This window comes from Candidatus Palauibacter sp. (assembly GCF_965197445.1).
GTDB lineage: Bacteria > Gemmatimonadota > Gemmatimonadetes > Palauibacterales > Palauibacteraceae > Palauibacter.
In genome coordinates this window covers 1,139,659-1,156,320 of the sequence record NZ_CBDANE010000005.1, presented here as the reverse complement: position 1 = coordinate 1,156,320, position 16,662 = coordinate 1,139,659, and the positions used below count along the sequence as shown (strand labels likewise).

Here is a 16,662-nt window from a genome sequence, read left to right as displayed (position 1 = left end):
GATGCCGATGAAGAACCCGCCTCACCCTGGCAAGGTGGTTCGCGTATCCTGCCTCGAGCCCCTCGGCCTCAGCGTGACGGAAGGCGCGCGAGTCCTCGGCGTGAGCCGCCAGGCCCTCTCCAACCTCGTGAACGGTCACGCGCGCATCTCGACCGACATGGCGGTGCGGCTTGCGAAAGCCTTCGGCTCCACGACCGGGACCTGGATCCGATTGCAGGCTGCCTTCGACGTGGCGCGGGCGCGGGCTCGCGAGGACCAGATCAAGGTCGAGCGCTACGAGGCGCCGACGGCTTCCTGACGGCCGGCCGCGCGCGGGCCGAGGCTATCGCGGCCGCACCTGAGGGTGTTCCGGGGTAGTCTTGAGCAGATGCCCTTGCACGCAGCCGAGCGCTGCCTTATTCCGCAGCCTGCGACCCGCTACCGTGATGATTGCTATCCGGCGCTGACCATTTGGAGAGATCCCATGACGACGAACCAGACTTGGTGGCCGAACCAGCTGAACCTGAAGGCCCTCCGCCAGAACTCCCCCGCCTCGAACCCCATGGGCGGGGGCTTCAACTACGCGGAGGCGTTCAAGAACGTCAACGTCGAGGAACTGAAGAAGGACATCGAGGAGGTGATGACGACCTCGCAGGACTGGTGGCCGGCGGACTACGGCCACTACGGGCCGCTCTTCATCCGCATGACGTGGCACGCCGCGGGCACCTACCGCATCACCGACGGCCGCGGGGGCGGCGGCTCGGGCCACCAGCGCTTCGCGCCCCTGAACAGCTGGCCGGATAACGGAAACCTGGACAAGGCGCGTCGCCTGCTGTGGCCGGTCAAGCAGAAGTACGGCCGCAGCCTCTCGTGGGCCGACCTCATCATCTTCGCCGGCAACTGCGCCCTGGAGTCGATGGGGTTCAGGACGTTCGGGTTCGGCTTCGGCCGCCCCGACGTGTGGGAGGCCGACGAGACGGACTGGGGTTCCGAGACCGAGTGGCTCGGGGACGAGCGCCACGACGAGGAGGGGGAACTCGAGGAAGGGCTGGGCGCCGACCACATGGGCCTGATCTACGTGAACCCGGAGGGGCCGGGCGGCAACCCGGACCCCGCGGCGGCCGCGAAGTTCATCCGCACGACTTTCGCCCGCATGGCGATGAACGACGAGGAGACGGTCGCGCTCATCGCCGGCGGCCACACCTTCGGCAAGGCGCATGGCGCTGCCCCCGAGTCCCACGTCGGTCCCGAACCGGAGGATGCCGGCGTGGAGGCACAGGGCTTCGGCTGGCGAAACCGTTACGGCAGCGGCAAGGCCGGCGACACGATCACCAGCGGCCTGGAAGGCGCCTGGACCACCCACCCCACGCGGTGGGACAACAACTTCATGGAGAACCTGCACGATCACGAGTGGGAGCTGACGAAGAGTCCGGCCGGCAAGTCGCAGTACACGCCGGTCAACGCATCCCGGGTGGCCGCCGTACCGGATGCTCACGATCCGTCGAGGAAGCACGCCCCCATGATGCTCACGACGGACATCTCGCTGCGAATGGACCCCGCCTACGCACCGATTGCGAAGCGCTTCCTCGAGAATCCGGCAGACCTCGAATACGCCTTCGCCAGGGCGTGGTTCAAACTGCTCCATCGCGACATGGGGCCGCGCGACAGGTATCTCGGACCGCTGGTCCCCGCAGAGCCGCAGTTGTGGCAGGACCCTGTGCCCGACGTCGACCATGAGTTGATCGACGAGCAGGACATCACGGACCTCAAGGCCAGGGTCCTCGCCTCGGGCTTGTCCGTCTCCCGGCTGGTTTCGACCGCGTGGGCATCGGCGTCGTCGTTCCGCGGCACCGACAAGCGCGGTGGTGCGAACGGAGCACGCGTCCGCCTCGCGCCGCAGAAGGACTGGGAGGTGAACGACCCCGCCGAGCTGGCGAACGTGCTGCACACGCTGGAAGGGATACAGGAGGCGTTCAACGACGCGCAGACCGGCGGCAAGCGAGTCTCGCTCGCCGACCTGATCGTCCTCGCCGGGTGCGCGGGCGTCGAGCAGGCCGCGCGCGACGCCGGGCACGACGTGCGGGTGCCGTTCGCGCCGGGGCGCACGGACGCGTCGCGGGAGTGGACGGACTCGGAGTCGTTCGCCGTGCTCGAGCCCGCCGCCGACGGATTCCGCAACTACGTCAGGGACGGAAACGAAGCGTCGGCGGCCGAGCAGCTCGTGGAGCGGGCCTGCCTGCTCACGCTGACCGCGTCCGAGATGACGGCGCTGGTCGGCGGCATGCGCGTCCTGAACGCGAACACGGGACAGTCCGCGCACGGCGTGTTCACGGACCGGCCGGGAGCGTTGACGAACGACTTCTTCGTGAACCTGCTCGACATGAGCACGGAGTGGCGGGCGTCTTCCGATGGCGCCTTCGAGGGCCGCGACGCGGCCTCGGGCGACGTCAGGTGGACCGCGACCGAGGTGGACTTGGTGTTCGGTTCGAACTCCGAGCTGCGAGCCGTCGCGGAGGTCTACGGGTGCGACGATGGGAAGGAGGCGTTCGTACGCGACTTCGTCGCCGCTTGGAACAAGGTGATGAATCTGGACCGCTACGATCTGACCTGATCCGGGGAACCGCAGCGGTTTCCGACCTCAGAGTCCTTCGATTTCGAGGGCCACGATGGAGGATTCGTCCAAGCTACCGATGTGGAGGGTCCACACCCTGCGCCCTCTCGCCTCCAGTAGTCGGTGATCCTCCGGAAGACGGATCGAGCCGAGGAATCGCCCGGAGGGGAGGAATACGTCATGCATGGCTCCCGATACCCCGTGGCGGTTGCCTGCGCCGGGCGCCGGGCGGTCTCGCTGAACCCAGATGCGTCCGTCCGCACCGACGACGATGCGGGAGATGACGGGCGGTAGCCGGGGCTCGCCGGCTTCGGCGAAGGCTGCGCCGAGGGTGCTCCGCCACGCGTCGGGCAGCTCTTCGTCCAGCTCGTCCCCGCGCTCGGCAGGCGAGAGCGGAAGGGGTTCCCCCGGATGGCAGAACCGAACGAGACTCGTGCCGTCCCGGTCGAACACCTCCAGCTCGTAGCGCCCGTCCGGGTCGGAGACGACCCAGGTCTCCGCACCGACACCGAGCAGCGATCGCGGCCAGGCGGCGAGTGCCACACCCGAGGGCACGCTCACGCGGGATCGTGCCACGGTGTCGTGCGCGGCCGCGTCGGGAGACCAGCGGACGAAGGACCGCTCCTCCCAGCCGCCCTCCACAAGACCGGGGGATTCGACCCACACGGTGTAGTCGGGTTGGAGGGAGAGGTACCCGACCTCACCGGACATGACCACCGGCATGAGCAACGCCGGATCGACGGCCGTCACGCTGCTCGAACGCGACACCAGGTCGAGTAAAGTCAGCCGATTCGTGCCGAGGTCCAGGACGAGGAGAGTGTTGGCATCCACCCAGGTCACCGCGGCCGGCGCCCGAACCTCGCCCGGGCCTTCGCCGCGAGTCATGGCGGCCCCCCGCCATTCTCCAGCGGGATCGACCACGACCACTTCGGCCAGCCCCCAGTCCGCGATGGCCACCGACCCGTCGGGACCCACGGCGACGTCAGCCGGAACGGCCAACGCTTCGCCTTCACCGGCCCCTCCGACACGCCAGACTTCACGCCACGAAAGCTCCGCGAGCCAAATCGCGGCACTCGTGTTCGTCGCCACCGGACCGCCAAGGTCCGTGATTTCACAGGCGGAGGATCCAAGCGAGTCGCAACCGGCGATCACGACGGCAAGGAGTAACGTCAGTGTCCAAGATTTGAGAGTCATGTACTGACGCCTACCGGCCGCCGGGCTCACCGTCAACTGGAATTCGCATGCGCGCGTTCGAGAGGAAGAGAACCGGGATCTCCAGCACCGCTGCGACTCGCACGTTGAAGTCGACGCGGGCCGGCCCTGTAGCGGCGGACCGTTCGCTCAACCCCAGGACGGGCAGACCGACGAGGGCATGTACGTCTTGACCTGATCGCGGAGCGGACGGCGCGGTGCGCTACGGCACGATGTCGTAGCGCACCACGTACGGGATGTCGAGCGCATCCTTCTCCACGACCCAAGCTTCGATCCGGTTGGCTGCGGACACTCGCGACGTCGTGGGGAGCCGAAACCGGCCGATACTCGCTCCCGACGCATCCAGGACGAGCCACTCGCGCACGCCATCTTCATCCAGACCGGCCAACCACGTCGTACCGTCGCTCCCCACGCGAACGGTCGTAACCGGCGGGAAATATCTGCGTTGCTCGTAGAACTCGCGGAGAGCGCTTGCATGAGCTCCGCGATCCACAACCCTTGGCCCATCCAGGCTCCGACTGATCTCATCAGTGTAGAACCCCTCTGGAACTCGACGAGGCTCATAGCCAATGCGACGCCGAAACAGCGTGTCGCCCAGAACGCCGATTCTCACCACCTCGAACTCCGCGGACCCTGAACCCTCCGAGCTCTTGCGCTTGACCTGGACCGCACCCGATCCGTCGGGCGTGAAGGTTATCAGGTCGTCGTCCGACAGCGGATGCGCCGCATACCGTCTCACGCCCGGCGCGAGTCCAGCCCTCAGCTCAACGGGTCCGCCTCCGAGAGAGAGGATGGCCAAGGTGTCGCGCAGGGTGCCTGTGGTGTCGGAAACGAGCTGCGGCAGGTGCGAAATCCCCCCCCGCGCGACGACCCTGGGCCCCGAGTAGGTCGGGGATCCGACCAGCCCGCCGTTGGCAAGGATGGCTCTGGGCACCATGCTCAAGAAGTGGTAAGCCAGCGGGGCGTCCACGTCATACGGGATTGTTTCGGCCTCGCCGGTCGCGACATCGAACAGCGTGAAGCGCCTCAAAGTGGGATCAGCAACCCATAGCCTTGACCGATGCCAGCCCATAGATGACGGAGTCATCAACTCTCCCGGGCCCTCACCTCGACCGCCGAGATCACGAACGAACTCCCCGGCTCGCGTGAAGACCCGGACTCTCCCCTCCTGACCGAGCAGAACGTACACGTAGTCGGCGTCCGTCAGCACGTCCCGCACCGCTGACAAGCCATAGACCCGGTCGTCCACACTCCCAATCGCGACAACCCGCCGAAGGGACCATTCCGGCGTCTGGCCCAGAACCGGGCCGGACGACAGCTGGATGCCGCACGCGAGCACCAACGCAGGTACCACACGACCGATAACCCGTCTGTGCGTCTCAAGCATGTCGCCGCCCCCTACCTACAGCCGGAGTTGGGCTGTCTCTTTTTGTATCGCATCTACTTCGGCCACTGTATACGATTTGGATATGATTCCTCCATCGCATGATCGCTTAATCTCGCCTGCCCGTCGGCGGGGCGCGATAGGATCGGTCGATCCGTACGCGGCGTTGAGCGCTTGTAGCTCGATCGGGGCCGTGTAAACTGGCGATTCGAACTGTTCGATGGGTGCCGCGCGGCCGTCGAGCATCGAGAAAACGTGGCAGTCCTCCCCTGACAGGTCGCAGAGATTACAGAAGGGAGTTGGGTGCGCCAGGGTTTGGACATAGCCGGGCCCGATTGCTACAACCGAGGTGGAACTCCAGATGCCCGGATCCAGCCGCAATGATTGGGCTACATCATTGGCGAACCAGTCGGGAGTGACTCGTTCAAGCTCCACAGGTATCCAGTCCGTACCGCTCCCGATGCCGCTCCCGATGCGCCAGACACGGAAGGGACTGAAACTCTGCCATACGAGTGCTTCGTGCCCGGAGGCCGCCAGCGAGAGGACTCTCGTGTAGGTCGAGTCGGGTATCCAGGCCCCATGGCTGTCCGGCATCCGGACGCGGGGTGGTACGGAGTCGGGGAACACGAGAAACCACCCGGACGCGGTTCGGGCGGCCGCATCTGATTCCCTTGCGGTCGGCAAACTGCGCCGGGAGATGACGTTTCCCGCAGTGTCGGCGAGCACCACGTCACCGCTTGCGGCATCAACGATTTCCATCCTGCCTTCGTCGAGAAACCCAACGCCGACTGGGTAGTCCACATCATGCACAAGGATGTCCGTCGCGACGGCGCCGTGGTACACGCGAACGCCCGGGACCCTATCGAACCAGGCGACGATCAGTTCACCCGAGGGTGACAACACGGCGCCCCGCAGCAGTCTCCGTTCAGGTACGGGAACGCGAACTTGCTCGGTCAACTCGATCACGGCCGCAGCATTCGATTCCTTGGTAACCATTGCCTGGCTGGACAGGGCGGCCAGCGGCAGAAGTCGGTTCGGGCTCAGCTCGCCAAAGGCAGCGTCCGGATAACCGAGCAATAGCACGGGAACGACAACGCTGACGCAGACCGTGCGGGAGAGGCTCACGCGCTGGAGTATTGAGCGGACGATCATCGACCGCGTGCGCTCGCCTGTGCCGGCGGCGGGGGGAACCGCCTCGGTCTTCCGTCTTTCCCGATCGATTCGCCGCATACGAAGCGTCTGTCCCAGGTGTTAAGAAGACTGGCGCAACATCACGATTGCCGACGCGGCGACCGTACCCCCCCCTAACCGCTTGTCAACCCTGCCGATGGCGGGGCCGGTGTTCGGGCGAGGCGCTCCGCGGCCCTGGCGCCAACAGCCTTCGGGCAGCCGGCGGCAGTTTACGGGAACCGGCAGACCGACAGGGCGACGAGCCGCTGAAAATCGGCCTGCGCCAGCTTCGTCGTCTCCAGCACTTCCTCGTGATTCAGCGGTTCGTCGAGGACTCCCGCCGCGTAGTTCGTGAGGCAGGAGACCGCGATGCAACGGATGCCGAGCGCCCGCGCAGTGATGACCTCCGGGACCGTCGACATGCCCACGGCGTCGGCGCCCAGCGCCCGCAGCATGCGGATTTCTGCCGGCGTCTCGAAGGCGGGCCCGTGCATCGCCGCGTACACGCCCTCGTGCAGCGTCTGGCCGAGTTCGGACGCGGACCCGCGCACGATCGCCCGCAACTCCCGGTCATGGGCGAAGGTCAGGTCGGGGAAGCGGCTCTCCGTCCCGACCACGGACCCGATGAGGGGGCTCGTGCCGGTCAGGTTCAGGTGGTCGGAGATCAGCATCAGTTCGCCGGGGTGCCAGCCCGCCCGGATGGCCCCGGCCGCGTTGGAGAGGAAGAGCGCCGGGATGCCGAGCGCCGCCGCGACCCGCACGTAGAAGGCGACCCGGGCCGGCGGCCCGCCCTCGTAGAGGTGCACCCGCCCGCTCAGGCCGAGCACGGGCCGTCCGCCGAGCGTCCCAATGAGCGCATGGCCGGCGTGACCGATCACTGTAGGACGGGGCCAGCCCGGCAACTCCTCGTACGGCACCCGCACGGGATCCTCGATCTCCGCGCCGAGACCGCCGAGCCCCGAACCCATCGTGATCGCGACCCCTGGCGTCGTCCCGCCGAGCCGGGCCTCGATCCGCGTCCGGAGCGCGGTTGCCGCCGACTCGACCTGCGCCTGGATCTCGTCGGGTCCGGTCACGCGAGGACTCCGGCCAGGGTCGCGGTCATCCATGTGGCGGCGGTGCCGCCGAGCATCGCCCGCAGTCCGAGCTTCGAGAGGTCCTTCCGGCGGTGGGGCGCGATGCCGCCGATGCCGCCGATCTGGATCGCGATTGAACTGAAGTTCGCGAAGCCGGTCAGGGCGTAGGTGCACATGATGAGCGACTTGTTGGAGAGCTGCAGGTCGCCCCCGAGACCGGCCCCGAGGTTGGTGAACGCGACGAACTCGTTCGCGACCATCTTCACGCCGAACAGCGTCCCGACCTCGACCGCGTCGACCCAAGGTACGCCGATGAGCCACGCCACCGGGGCAAAAACCCAACCAAAGATCCGTTCGAGCGTGATCCCTTCCACGCCGACGAGGCCCGTCACCCAGCCGATGAAGCCGTTGGCGAGCGCGATGAGCGCAAGGAAGGCGAGGAGCATCGCGCCCACGTTCAGCGCGAGCTTCAGGCCGTCGCCCGCCCCTCCGGCCGCCGCGTCGATTACGTTCGCGTGCGTCCGCGGCAGGTCGACCTCCAGCGTGCCGCGGGTCACGGGTTCGCCGGTCTCGGGCATGAGTATCTTGCTGACCACGATCCCGGCCGGCGCGGCCATGATGCTCGCCGCGAGCAGGTGGCCCGCGATGTCCGGGAACACGCCCACGAGCATCGCCACGTACGCGGCCAGCGCCCCGCCCGCCACGGTCGCGAAGCCCCCCGTCATCACCGTGTTGAGCTCCGACAGCGTCATCCGGTCGACGAACGGGCGGATGAGCAGCGGTGCCTCCGTCTGGCCGACGAAGATGTTGCCCGCGGCCGACGTCGTCTCGGCGCCGCTCGTGCCGAGGGTACGCTGCATCGCCCACGCGACGCGACGCACGACCCGCTGCATGACGCCCAGGTGATAGGCGAGGGCCATCAGAGACGAGAAGAAGATGATCGTGGGCAGAACACTGAACGCGAAGTTCGCGCCGATGTTCACGAGCCCGCCCGCGCCTCCCTCTACCGGGGCCGAAGCGTCCACGAGGGACCCGAAGAGGAAGCGTGAACCCGCGTTCGTGTATCCGATGAGCGCGACGAACACGTCGTTGACCGCGCTGAAGAACCCCCGCCCGAGCCCGGTCTTGAGGACGAGGAGGGCGAACACGATCTGCAGCCCGAGACCCTTCGCCACCAGCGGCCAGCGAATCGACTTCCGGTGCGCGGAACAGGCCCACACGGTGCCGAGCAGGAAGGCGACACCGAGCAGGCCACGAAGCAGACGGGAGAGGAACGGTTCGTCGATCGTGCCACCCACGCCCGCGAGTCCCTGGGCGGCCACGTGGGCGGGCTGCATAGCCAGCCACAGCCCGACGGCCGCAAGGATCGCCAGCGCCGGCCACGCCCGCCGCACCGCCGTCGGGGGTTTGGCCGCTGCGGAGCGGGGTTCGTCGCGATGCGAGGACATCGGCGCTCTCCGGGGCGTGGGCGGGTTGGGGACGAAGGGAGTCGAGGCAACATATTCCGTCCCGCGCGCCGCGCCACGTCCTCGCCCGTCTGCCGATTTGGCACCCAAGCTCGGCTGGATACCGGGTTGAGTGCCATTTTGTCGGAGGAAAGGGCGATCAGGGGGCCCGTGGGGAGGCACGCCACTTGCAACCTGAGTACCTGTTCGCGGGCGAACGTCCCATATCGGACTCTCGACCCGCGCCATGCGGACCAGAATTGAAACACCGGACAAGGACAACCCAATGGGCAAGATCATCGGCATCGACCTCGGGACGACAAACTCGGTCGTCGCCGTGATGGAAGGTGGAGACCCCGTCGTCATCCCGAGCGCGGAGGGCGCGCGGACGACGCCCTCGGTCGTCGCCTTCACGAAGGAAGGGGAGCGCCTCGTGGGACAGGTCGCCAAGCGGCAGGCCGTCACGAACCCCCTCAACACCGTCGCCTCGATCAAGCGCTTCATGGGCCGCAAGCGGTCCGAGGTCGGCGAGGAGATGAAGCTGGTGACGTACAAGATCGAGGGCGACAGTCAGGATCGCGTCCAGGTCAGCGTCCCGCAGGCGAACAAGACGTTCACGCCGCCCGAACTCTCGGCCATGGTGCTCCAGAAGATGAAGCAGACGGCCGAGGACTACCTGGGTCAGGAAGTGACGGAGGCCGTGATCACGGTCCCGGCGTACTTCAACGACGCGCAGCGCCAGGCGACGAAGGACGCGGGCAGGGTGTCCGGTCTGAAGGTCCGACGGATCATCAACGAGCCGACCGCCGCCGCGCTCGCGTACGGTCTCGACAAGAAGTCGGATGAGAAGATCGCGGTGTTCGACCTCGGCGGCGGCACCTACGACATCTCCGTGCTCGAACTCGGCGACGGGGTGTTCGAGGTGAAGGCCACCAACGGCGACACGCACCTCGGCGGAGATGACTTCGACCAGCGGCTGATCCAGTGGCTCGTCGAGGAGTTCCGGAAGGATCAGGGAATCGACCTGTCGGCCGACCCGATGGCGCTGCAGCGCCTCAAGGAGGCCGCGGAGAAGGCGAAGATCGAGCTCAGCTCGACCATGCAGACGGACATCAACCTGCCCTTCATCACGGCCGACCAGGCGGGGCCCAAGCACCTGAATCTGGTGCTCACGCGGGCCAAGTTCGAGCAGCTGGTGGACGACCTGATCCAGCGCACGATCCCGCCGATGGCGCAAGCGCTCGAAGACGCGGGGCTTTCGGTGAGCGAGATCGACGAGGTCATCCTGGTCGGCGGTTCAACCCGCATTCCGAAGATCCAGGAAGTCGTGAAGGACTTCTTCGGAAAGGATCCGCACAAGGGTGTGAACCCGGATGAGGTGGTGGGGATCGGGGCCGCGATCCAGGGCGGCGTGCTCGGAGGCGACGTCAAGGACGTCCTGCTTCTGGACGTCACGCCGCTGTCGCTCGGGATCGAGACGCTCGGCGGGGTCATGACGTCGCTCATCGAGCGGAACACGACGATTCCGACCAAGAAGTCCGAGATCTTCTCGACCGCCGAGGACAACCAGAGCACGGTCGACATCCATGTGTTGCAGGGCGAGCGGAAGATGGCGAGCGGCAACAAGACGATCGGCCGCTTCCAGCTGACGGGAATCCCGCCCGCGCCGCGGGGTGTGCCGCAGGTGGAGGTCACGTTCGACATCGACGCGAACGGCATCCTCCACGTGAGCGCCAAGGACAAGGCGACCGGGAAGGAGCAGAAGATCCGCATCGAGGCATCTTCGGGACTCTCCGACGCCGAGATCGATCAGATGGTCAGGGACGCCGAGGCGCACGCGACCGAGGACCAGGAACGCCGGGAGGTCGTCGAGGCCAGGAACCGGCTCGACTCGCTCGTCTACCAGACCGAGAAGAACCTCGAGGACTGGAAGGAATCGATCGACGACGACGACCGTTCGGCGATCGAGGCGGCGATGGAGCGTGGCCGGGCGGCGCTCAAGCAGGATGATCAGGAGGAGGTCACCGCGGCCACGACGGCTATCCAGGAGGCGGTGGGCGCCGCAGCCCAGAAGATGTATGCCGCCGCCGGGATGGGAGACGATGCCGCGCCGGGCGATGCCCCGGGACCGGACGACGCGGAGTCCGGGGTCGAGGTCGAGGACGCCGACGAGGAGGAAGTCGTCGAGGCGGACTACGAGATCGTCGAGGAGTCCGGGGACGATAAGTAGGCGGCGTCCCGACAGGCTGTACGCGCGACCCGGGCGAGCTCCCTGCGGGCAACCCCGGGTCGCGGCCGTTCATCCTATGATCCCGCATCCCCTCGGGTGACTCGCGCCGGTCTGACGCCGTCATTGGAGGGAGATGCACTGAAACGCTAGATTGTCCTGATGAATAAAGGGTCCGGCCATGCGATGGGTCGGGCCGGGAGAGGGAGATGGAGCGGATGAGCGACTCGTTGCGTACTCGATTGAATCTCTTGATTGCGACCACCATCGCATTCGCCTTCGGCCTGGGGCTGGCCTCGGCGCTTGACCTGACGCCGTTCTCGATCGCGGCGGACGGCGACACGGACCCCGGCTGGGTGATCGGAGCGCCCGGCGCCGCGGCGCCGACGATGGAGAACGGCTTCGCGGACGTGGCCGACCGGGTCGCGCCCGCTGTCGTGACTCTGTACGTGTCGGGAGAGCGCGGGATGCCGTCCTTCAGCCCGTTCCCGTTTCCGCCGGATTTGGAGCCGGGGCCCGGCGACGAGGAAGACCCGCCGACCCGCATGGAAGCGTGGAGCGGATCCGGCTTCATCGTCTCGGAGGACGGCTACGTGGTGACGAACAACCATGTCGTCGCCGACGCCGAGCGGATCGACCTCCAACTCCACGATGGCCGTCGCTTCAACGACGTGGAACTCGTCGGACGCGATCCGCAGACCGATGTCGCCCTGCTGAGGCTCGACGCGGATGAACTGGCCGTGCTGCCGATCGGCTCCAGTGACGCGACGGAGGTCGGCGAGTGGGTGCTGGCGATCGGCAGCCCCGGCTTCCGGTCGTCGCCGGGACCGCTTCACTCATCGGTCACGGCCGGCATCGTATCGGCCAAGGGCCGGAACATCGACATCCTCGGGCGCTTGAGGGGGAACCCGTTCGCGATCGAGGACTTCATCCAGACCGATGCGGTCATCAACCGCGGCAACTCCGGTGGGCCGTTGGTGAACGCTGCGGGAGAAGTGATCGGGATTAACACGGCAATCCTCTCGACAACGGGGAGCTACCAGGGGTATGGGTTTGCGGTGCCGATCGAACTGGCTCGCGAGGTCGTTGACGATCTAATCGAGTTCGGCGAGGTGCGGCGGGCGCTGATCGGCGTCGCGATCACTGATGTCACGGCGGCCGATGCCGAGTTCTACGGCCTGGATCGGGTGGAGGGCGCCTTGATTCAGAGTTTCTCGTCCGGAGACAGCCCGGCGCGCGATGCGGGGCTGGAGGTGGGTGACGTGATCGTGGCGGCCGCGGGAGAGCCGATTTCCGGCGTGTCGGAACTGCAGCGACGGATCCGCGCGTTCGAACCCGGAGAAACCGTGAACCTGGAGATCGTGCGCCGATCCACCGTCCAGCGCGAGGTGGCGAGCGTTACGCTGATCCCGGCGGAGGTGGACTCTCCTCCGAGGCTCGCCGCGCAAGCCGAGCCAACCGAGTCCGGCGACGCACTCGGCCTCGAGGTGAGAGACTACGACGAATTGTCACGCGCGGACCTCCGGCGATACGAGGGCGACGAAGACGTCGAGGGCGTCATCATCGTCGGCGGCGACCCGCGCGGTGCGGTGGGTCGACAGTTCGGCCGGATCCCGGTCGGCGCCACGATTATCGACATCAACGGCGCCGAGGTTCGCGGCCGCACGGACTACGACCGCATCGTCGCCGGCCTGCGGCCCGGAGATGCCGTGAGCCTGCGCTATCTCCGGGACTTCGATCAGCAGAGCCAGATCCGGAGCGTTCTGATCCCCGAGCGCTGATCCGCGGCACGGCGGGCCGGCCGGCAGTTCCGGTCCGCCGTTGCTTGCCCCCGTTCTGACTGATCCCGAGATTCCCGCCGAATCACGCGAAAGTGGCGGAACTGGCAGACGCGCCAGCCTTAGGAGCTGGTGGCCGCTTGGCCGTGGGGGTTCGAATCCCCCCTTTCGCACCTCGACCTGAACCGTCCGCCCGTCCGGGGACGCGGAGCCGGAGCCATACCGCCCTTGAGTGCAGCCGACGCGCGAACCGCCGCCGCAGATCCGTTCGATGTCGCGATCAAGCGGGAGAACGACTACCTGCGCCGTCTCGACATCACGGTCGCGCCCCCCCAGGTGGCGGCGGCCCGGCGCCGGGAGGCGGCCAAGATCCGCAAGACCACCCGCATCAAGGGATTCCGGAAGGGCAAGGTCCCGATCAGGATTGTCGAGGAGCGCTACGGCCCCTTGATCGACGAGCGGACGGTCGACGCGCTTGTGAACGGCGCGTTCCGGGACGCGGTGCGGCGGCACGACCTCTCGACCATCGGTGAACCCGTCGTGAGCGAGGTCGACTACCGGCCGGGGGAGCGGCTCTCGTTCCGCATCGACGTCGAGGTGATGCCGAAGGTTGACCTGGCTCGGACGGGCGGCTTCCGCGTGAAGCGGCGTGACGTCGATGTCCCGGACACCGCGATCGACGAAGTCGTCGAGAACTTCCGTAAGGAACACGCGGTGCTCCAGCCCGCGGATCGCCAGCCCCGGAGCGGAGATGTCGTATCGGTGACGATCCGGGAGCACGAAGGCGACGACGATGCCCCCGCGAAGCCGTACCGGTTCGAGCTCGGGGCCGGCTACGCGATTCCGGATGTAGAGGAGGCGATCCTCACGCTGGCGCCCGGAGAAGAAGGCCGCTTCACGGTTTCCTATCCGGAGGATTTCGGATCCGAGGAGCTGGCCGGAACCACCCGGTCGCTACGGATCCACCTCGATGATGTCCGCACCAGCCAGCTCCCCGAGCTCACGGATGAGTTCGCGAGCGAGGTCGGGAACTTCTCGACGCTGGTCGAGTTTCGGGAGGCGATCGAAGAGGAACTGCGCCTGCGGGGCGAACGCGAGGCTGATGAAGAGGTGGGCGAGAAGCTCGTCGACGCGGTGATCGAGGCCAACGGGTTCGAGGTGCCGCCGAGTCTCCTGTCGCATTATCTTGATCGGGTGATCGACGCCCCTGAGGGGACCGACCCCGAGCAAGTAGAGGAAGCTCGCAGGTCGGTGACGCCCGTCGTGGAGCGTCAGGTCAAGCGGGACCTTGTGCTGGAGCGGCTCATCGAGGATCAGGATCTCGATCTGTCGAGTGAGGAGTTCGACGAGCGCTTGTCAAAGCTGGCGGAGGCGAGGGGCAAAAGTGTGGTGGAAATCCGTCGACAGCTCGCGAGGGAAAAGCAACTCGATCCCCTGCGCCGCCGCTTCGCCATCGACAAGGCGTTCAAGTTTCTGATCGACCGCTCGGACGTGACCTGATCGGGCGGGGAAAAAACCAGGGGGCTGACCGAGCCATGCCGATATTCGCACCGTACGTCATTGAACGCTCGAGCCGCGGGGAGCGGACCTACGACATCTTCTCGCGCCTGCTCATGGATCGGATCGTCTTTCTGGGATCTCCGATCAACGACGAGGTCGCGAACGTGGTGATCGCCCAGCTTCTGTTCCTCGAGGCCGACAACCCCGAGCGCGAGATCAACATCTACATCAACTCCCCGGGCGGCACCGTTCAGGCCGGCCTGGCGATCTATGACACAATGCAGTTCCTCAACTCGCCGGTGTCGACGATCTGCATGGGCATGGCGGCTTCGATGGGCGCGTTTCTGCTCGCCGCGGGTACGGAGGGCAGGCGGCGGGCGCTGCCCAACGCGCGCATCATGATCCACCAGCCTTCGGGAGGCTCCTACGGGACGGCGTCCGATATCGAAATCCAGGCGAAGGAGATTCTCAACGCCCGCGAGAGGCTGAACCGGATCCTCGCGAGCCACACCGGGCAGGATATCGAGCGGATCGCGGACGATGTCGACCGCGACCGATTCATGTCTCCCAGGGAAGCTCTTGAGTACGGGATCATCGACGAGGTGGTCGAGCACCGGGATGATGTCGCCGGGGCCAACGGCCGTCCCGGACCCACAGTGGCGAAGTAGCGGCACAGCCGCACGGAGGCCGGCCGACCCCGGGACGGAGGTCGAGCCGGCGCGCACGGACCACACCGAGGAGACAGGAGGGCGACGATGCCGAGCGATAAGCACCTGCGCTGCTCCTTCTGCGGCAAGTCCAAGGACGCCGTCAAGAAGTTCATCTCCGGTCCCAACGTCTATATCTGCAACGAGTGCATCGCGCTCTGCAACGAGATCCTCGCCGAGGAAGAGGAACGCGAGCAGTCGGGGCGGTTCACGGAGATCCCGACACCGTCGGAGATCAAGGCCACGCTCGACGAGTACGTGATCGGGCAGGAGATGGCCAAGAAGACGCTCTCGGTGGCCGTCTACAACCACTACAAGAGGATCAACCACAGCAGTCTCATCGACGATGTCGAGATCGAGAAGTCGAACATCCTCCTGCTCGGCCCTACGGGTGTGGGAAAGACGCTCCTGGCCCAGACCCTGGCGCGGATTCTGCAGGTACCGTTCACGATCGCCGACGCGACGACGCTCACAGAGGCGGGCTACGTCGGCGAAGATGTCGAGAACATCCTCGTGCGGCTGCTGCAGGCGGGCGAGTACAACGTGGGCGAATGCGAACGCGGCATCGTCTACATCGACGAGATCGACAAGATCGCGCGCAAGGCCGACAACCCGTCGATCACGCGTGATGTTTCCGGCGAAGGCGTGCAGCAGGCTCTGCTCAAGATCCTCGAGGGGACCGTGGCGTCGGTACCACCGCAGGGCGGCCGGAAGCACCCTCAGCAGGAGTACATCCAGATCGACACGCGGAATATCCTCTTTGTCTGCGGCGGCGCCTTCGACGGTCTGGAGGAGATCATCCAGGAGCGGCAGGGCCGGCGCCAGATCGGCTTCCTGGAGGACCGGGTACGGCCGGACGGCGTGAGCGACGAGGACAACATCCTCACGCACGTCGAACCGGAGGACATGCTGCGCTACGGACTCATCCCGGAACTGGTGGGGCGGCTGCCGGTGCTCGTGTCGCTGCACGACCTCGACGAGGATGCCCTGGTGGAGATTCTGCAGCGGCCCAAGAACGCGCTCCTCAAGCAGTACACGAAGATGTTCGAGCTGGAGGGCGTCGGGCTTACCCTGGACCCCGAGGCGCTACGAGCCATTGCACGCAAGACGATTACGCGGGGCACGGGGGCGCGGGGGCTGAGGGCCGTGATGGAATCCATCATGCTCGATGTGATGTTCGACCTGCCGGGACGCATGGACATCCGCGAGGTGGTGGTCACCCGCGACACCGTCGAGGAGGACAATCAGCCGCTCCTCATCCTCGAACCCGGGGCGAAGCGCAGGGAAGCGTAGGCTCGTGCCACGGGCTGCCGGCGCCGTCACCTGTGTGAGGACGGCCGAATTCGTCGGCGCCGTCGGTGCGCCGGGACAGAAGCCGCCGCGGGACCTTCCCCAGATCGCGATCGCCGGACGCTCCAACGTCGGCAAGTCCTCTCTCCTCAACCGGCTCGTCGGACGGAAGAGCCTCGCCCGGACATCAAAACAGCCCGGGCGCACGCGGGAGATCAACTTCTTCCTGGTCGACGACCGCTACCTCCTCGTCGATCTGCCGGCTTCGATACGGCTTCGCACG

At 66.7% G+C, this 16,662-nt stretch carries 12 protein-coding genes, 1 tRNA gene and 1 pseudogene; 9 read left to right on the top strand and 5 right to left on the bottom strand.

What is annotated here, in order from left to right; all coding sequences use genetic code 11:
* Position 1: 1 nt before the first annotated feature.
* Both ACN9M6_RS12425 and katG read left to right on the top strand, forming a co-directional pair.
* Positions 2-298, top strand: a complete 297-nt coding sequence (locus ACN9M6_RS12425) for a HigA family addiction module antitoxin (protein WP_419163216.1) — start codon at positions 2-4, stop codon at positions 296-298.
* Positions 299-463: 165 nt separating this feature from the next.
* A complete protein-coding gene (gene katG / locus ACN9M6_RS12420) occupies positions 464-2,590 on the top strand; it encodes a catalase/peroxidase HPI (protein WP_419163215.1) in 2,127 nt (708 codons plus the stop codon).
* A gap of 27 nt (positions 2,591-2,617) precedes the next feature.
* On the opposite strand, the gene ACN9M6_RS12415 is transcribed toward katG, so the two are convergent.
* The 5 genes from ACN9M6_RS12415 to ACN9M6_RS12395 form a co-directional block, all read right to left on the bottom strand.
* Entirely contained in the window at positions 2,618-3,784 is a 1,167-nt protein-coding gene (locus ACN9M6_RS12415; RefSeq protein WP_419163214.1) for a hypothetical protein, read from the bottom strand.
* 220 nt (positions 3,785-4,004) lie between these two features.
* Entirely contained in the window at positions 4,005-5,189 is a 1,185-nt protein-coding gene (locus tag ACN9M6_RS12410) for a hypothetical protein (RefSeq protein ID WP_419163213.1), read from the bottom strand.
* A gap of 15 nt (positions 5,190-5,204) precedes the next feature.
* Complete coding sequence (locus ACN9M6_RS12405; protein WP_419163212.1) at positions 5,205-6,338, bottom strand: hypothetical protein; 1,134 nt, start codon at positions 6,336-6,338, stop codon at positions 5,205-5,207.
* A gap of 248 nt (positions 6,339-6,586) precedes the next feature.
* On the bottom strand, positions 6,587-7,432 hold the full coding sequence (locus ACN9M6_RS12400) for a purine-nucleoside phosphorylase (protein ID WP_419163211.1): 846 nt from the start codon (positions 7,430-7,432) through the stop codon (positions 6,587-6,589).
* Entirely contained in the window at positions 7,429-8,880 is a 1,452-nt protein-coding gene (locus tag ACN9M6_RS12395; protein ID WP_419163210.1) for a NupC/NupG family nucleoside CNT transporter, read from the bottom strand. Before ACN9M6_RS12395 ends, ACN9M6_RS12400 begins: the two co-directional genes overlap by 4 nt.
* Before the next feature lie 283 nt (positions 8,881-9,163).
* Here ACN9M6_RS12395 and dnaK point away from each other — a divergent pair, with 283 nt between their 5' ends.
* The 7 genes and pseudogenes from dnaK to ACN9M6_RS12360 form a co-directional block, all read left to right on the top strand.
* The gene (gene dnaK, locus ACN9M6_RS12390) at positions 9,164-11,107 is read left to right on the top strand and encodes a molecular chaperone DnaK (RefSeq protein WP_419163209.1); all 1,944 of its coding nucleotides are present in this window, start codon (positions 9,164-9,166) and stop codon (positions 11,105-11,107) included.
* Positions 11,108-11,322: 215 nt separating this feature from the next.
* Positions 11,323-12,885 carry a trypsin-like peptidase domain-containing protein gene (locus tag ACN9M6_RS12385; protein ID WP_419163208.1) on the top strand — a complete coding sequence of 521 codons (1,563 nt, stop codon included), beginning with the start codon at positions 11,323-11,325 and terminating at the stop codon, positions 12,883-12,885.
* Between the two features lie 86 nt (positions 12,886-12,971).
* Positions 12,972-13,055: transfer RNA gene (locus tag ACN9M6_RS12380), tRNA-Leu, on the top strand.
* A 55-nt stretch (positions 13,056-13,110) separates the two neighbouring features.
* Positions 13,111-14,382, top strand: coding sequence for a trigger factor (gene tig / locus ACN9M6_RS12375; protein ID WP_419163207.1), 1,272 nt, complete (start codon positions 13,111-13,113; stop codon positions 14,380-14,382).
* 35 nt (positions 14,383-14,417) lie between these two features.
* Positions 14,418-15,050 (top strand): ATP-dependent Clp protease proteolytic subunit, encoded by a 633-nt coding sequence (locus ACN9M6_RS12370; protein WP_419163206.1) that lies wholly within the window; start codon positions 14,418-14,420, stop codon positions 15,048-15,050.
* A gap of 87 nt (positions 15,051-15,137) precedes the next feature.
* Positions 15,138-16,382 carry an ATP-dependent Clp protease ATP-binding subunit ClpX gene (clpX, locus tag ACN9M6_RS12365; protein WP_419163205.1) on the top strand — a complete coding sequence of 415 codons (1,245 nt, stop codon included), beginning with the start codon at positions 15,138-15,140 and terminating at the stop codon, positions 16,380-16,382.
* A 4-nt stretch (positions 16,383-16,386) separates the two neighbouring features.
* A pseudogene (locus ACN9M6_RS12360) lies at positions 16,387-16,662 on the top strand (GTP-binding protein); the annotation flags it as partial.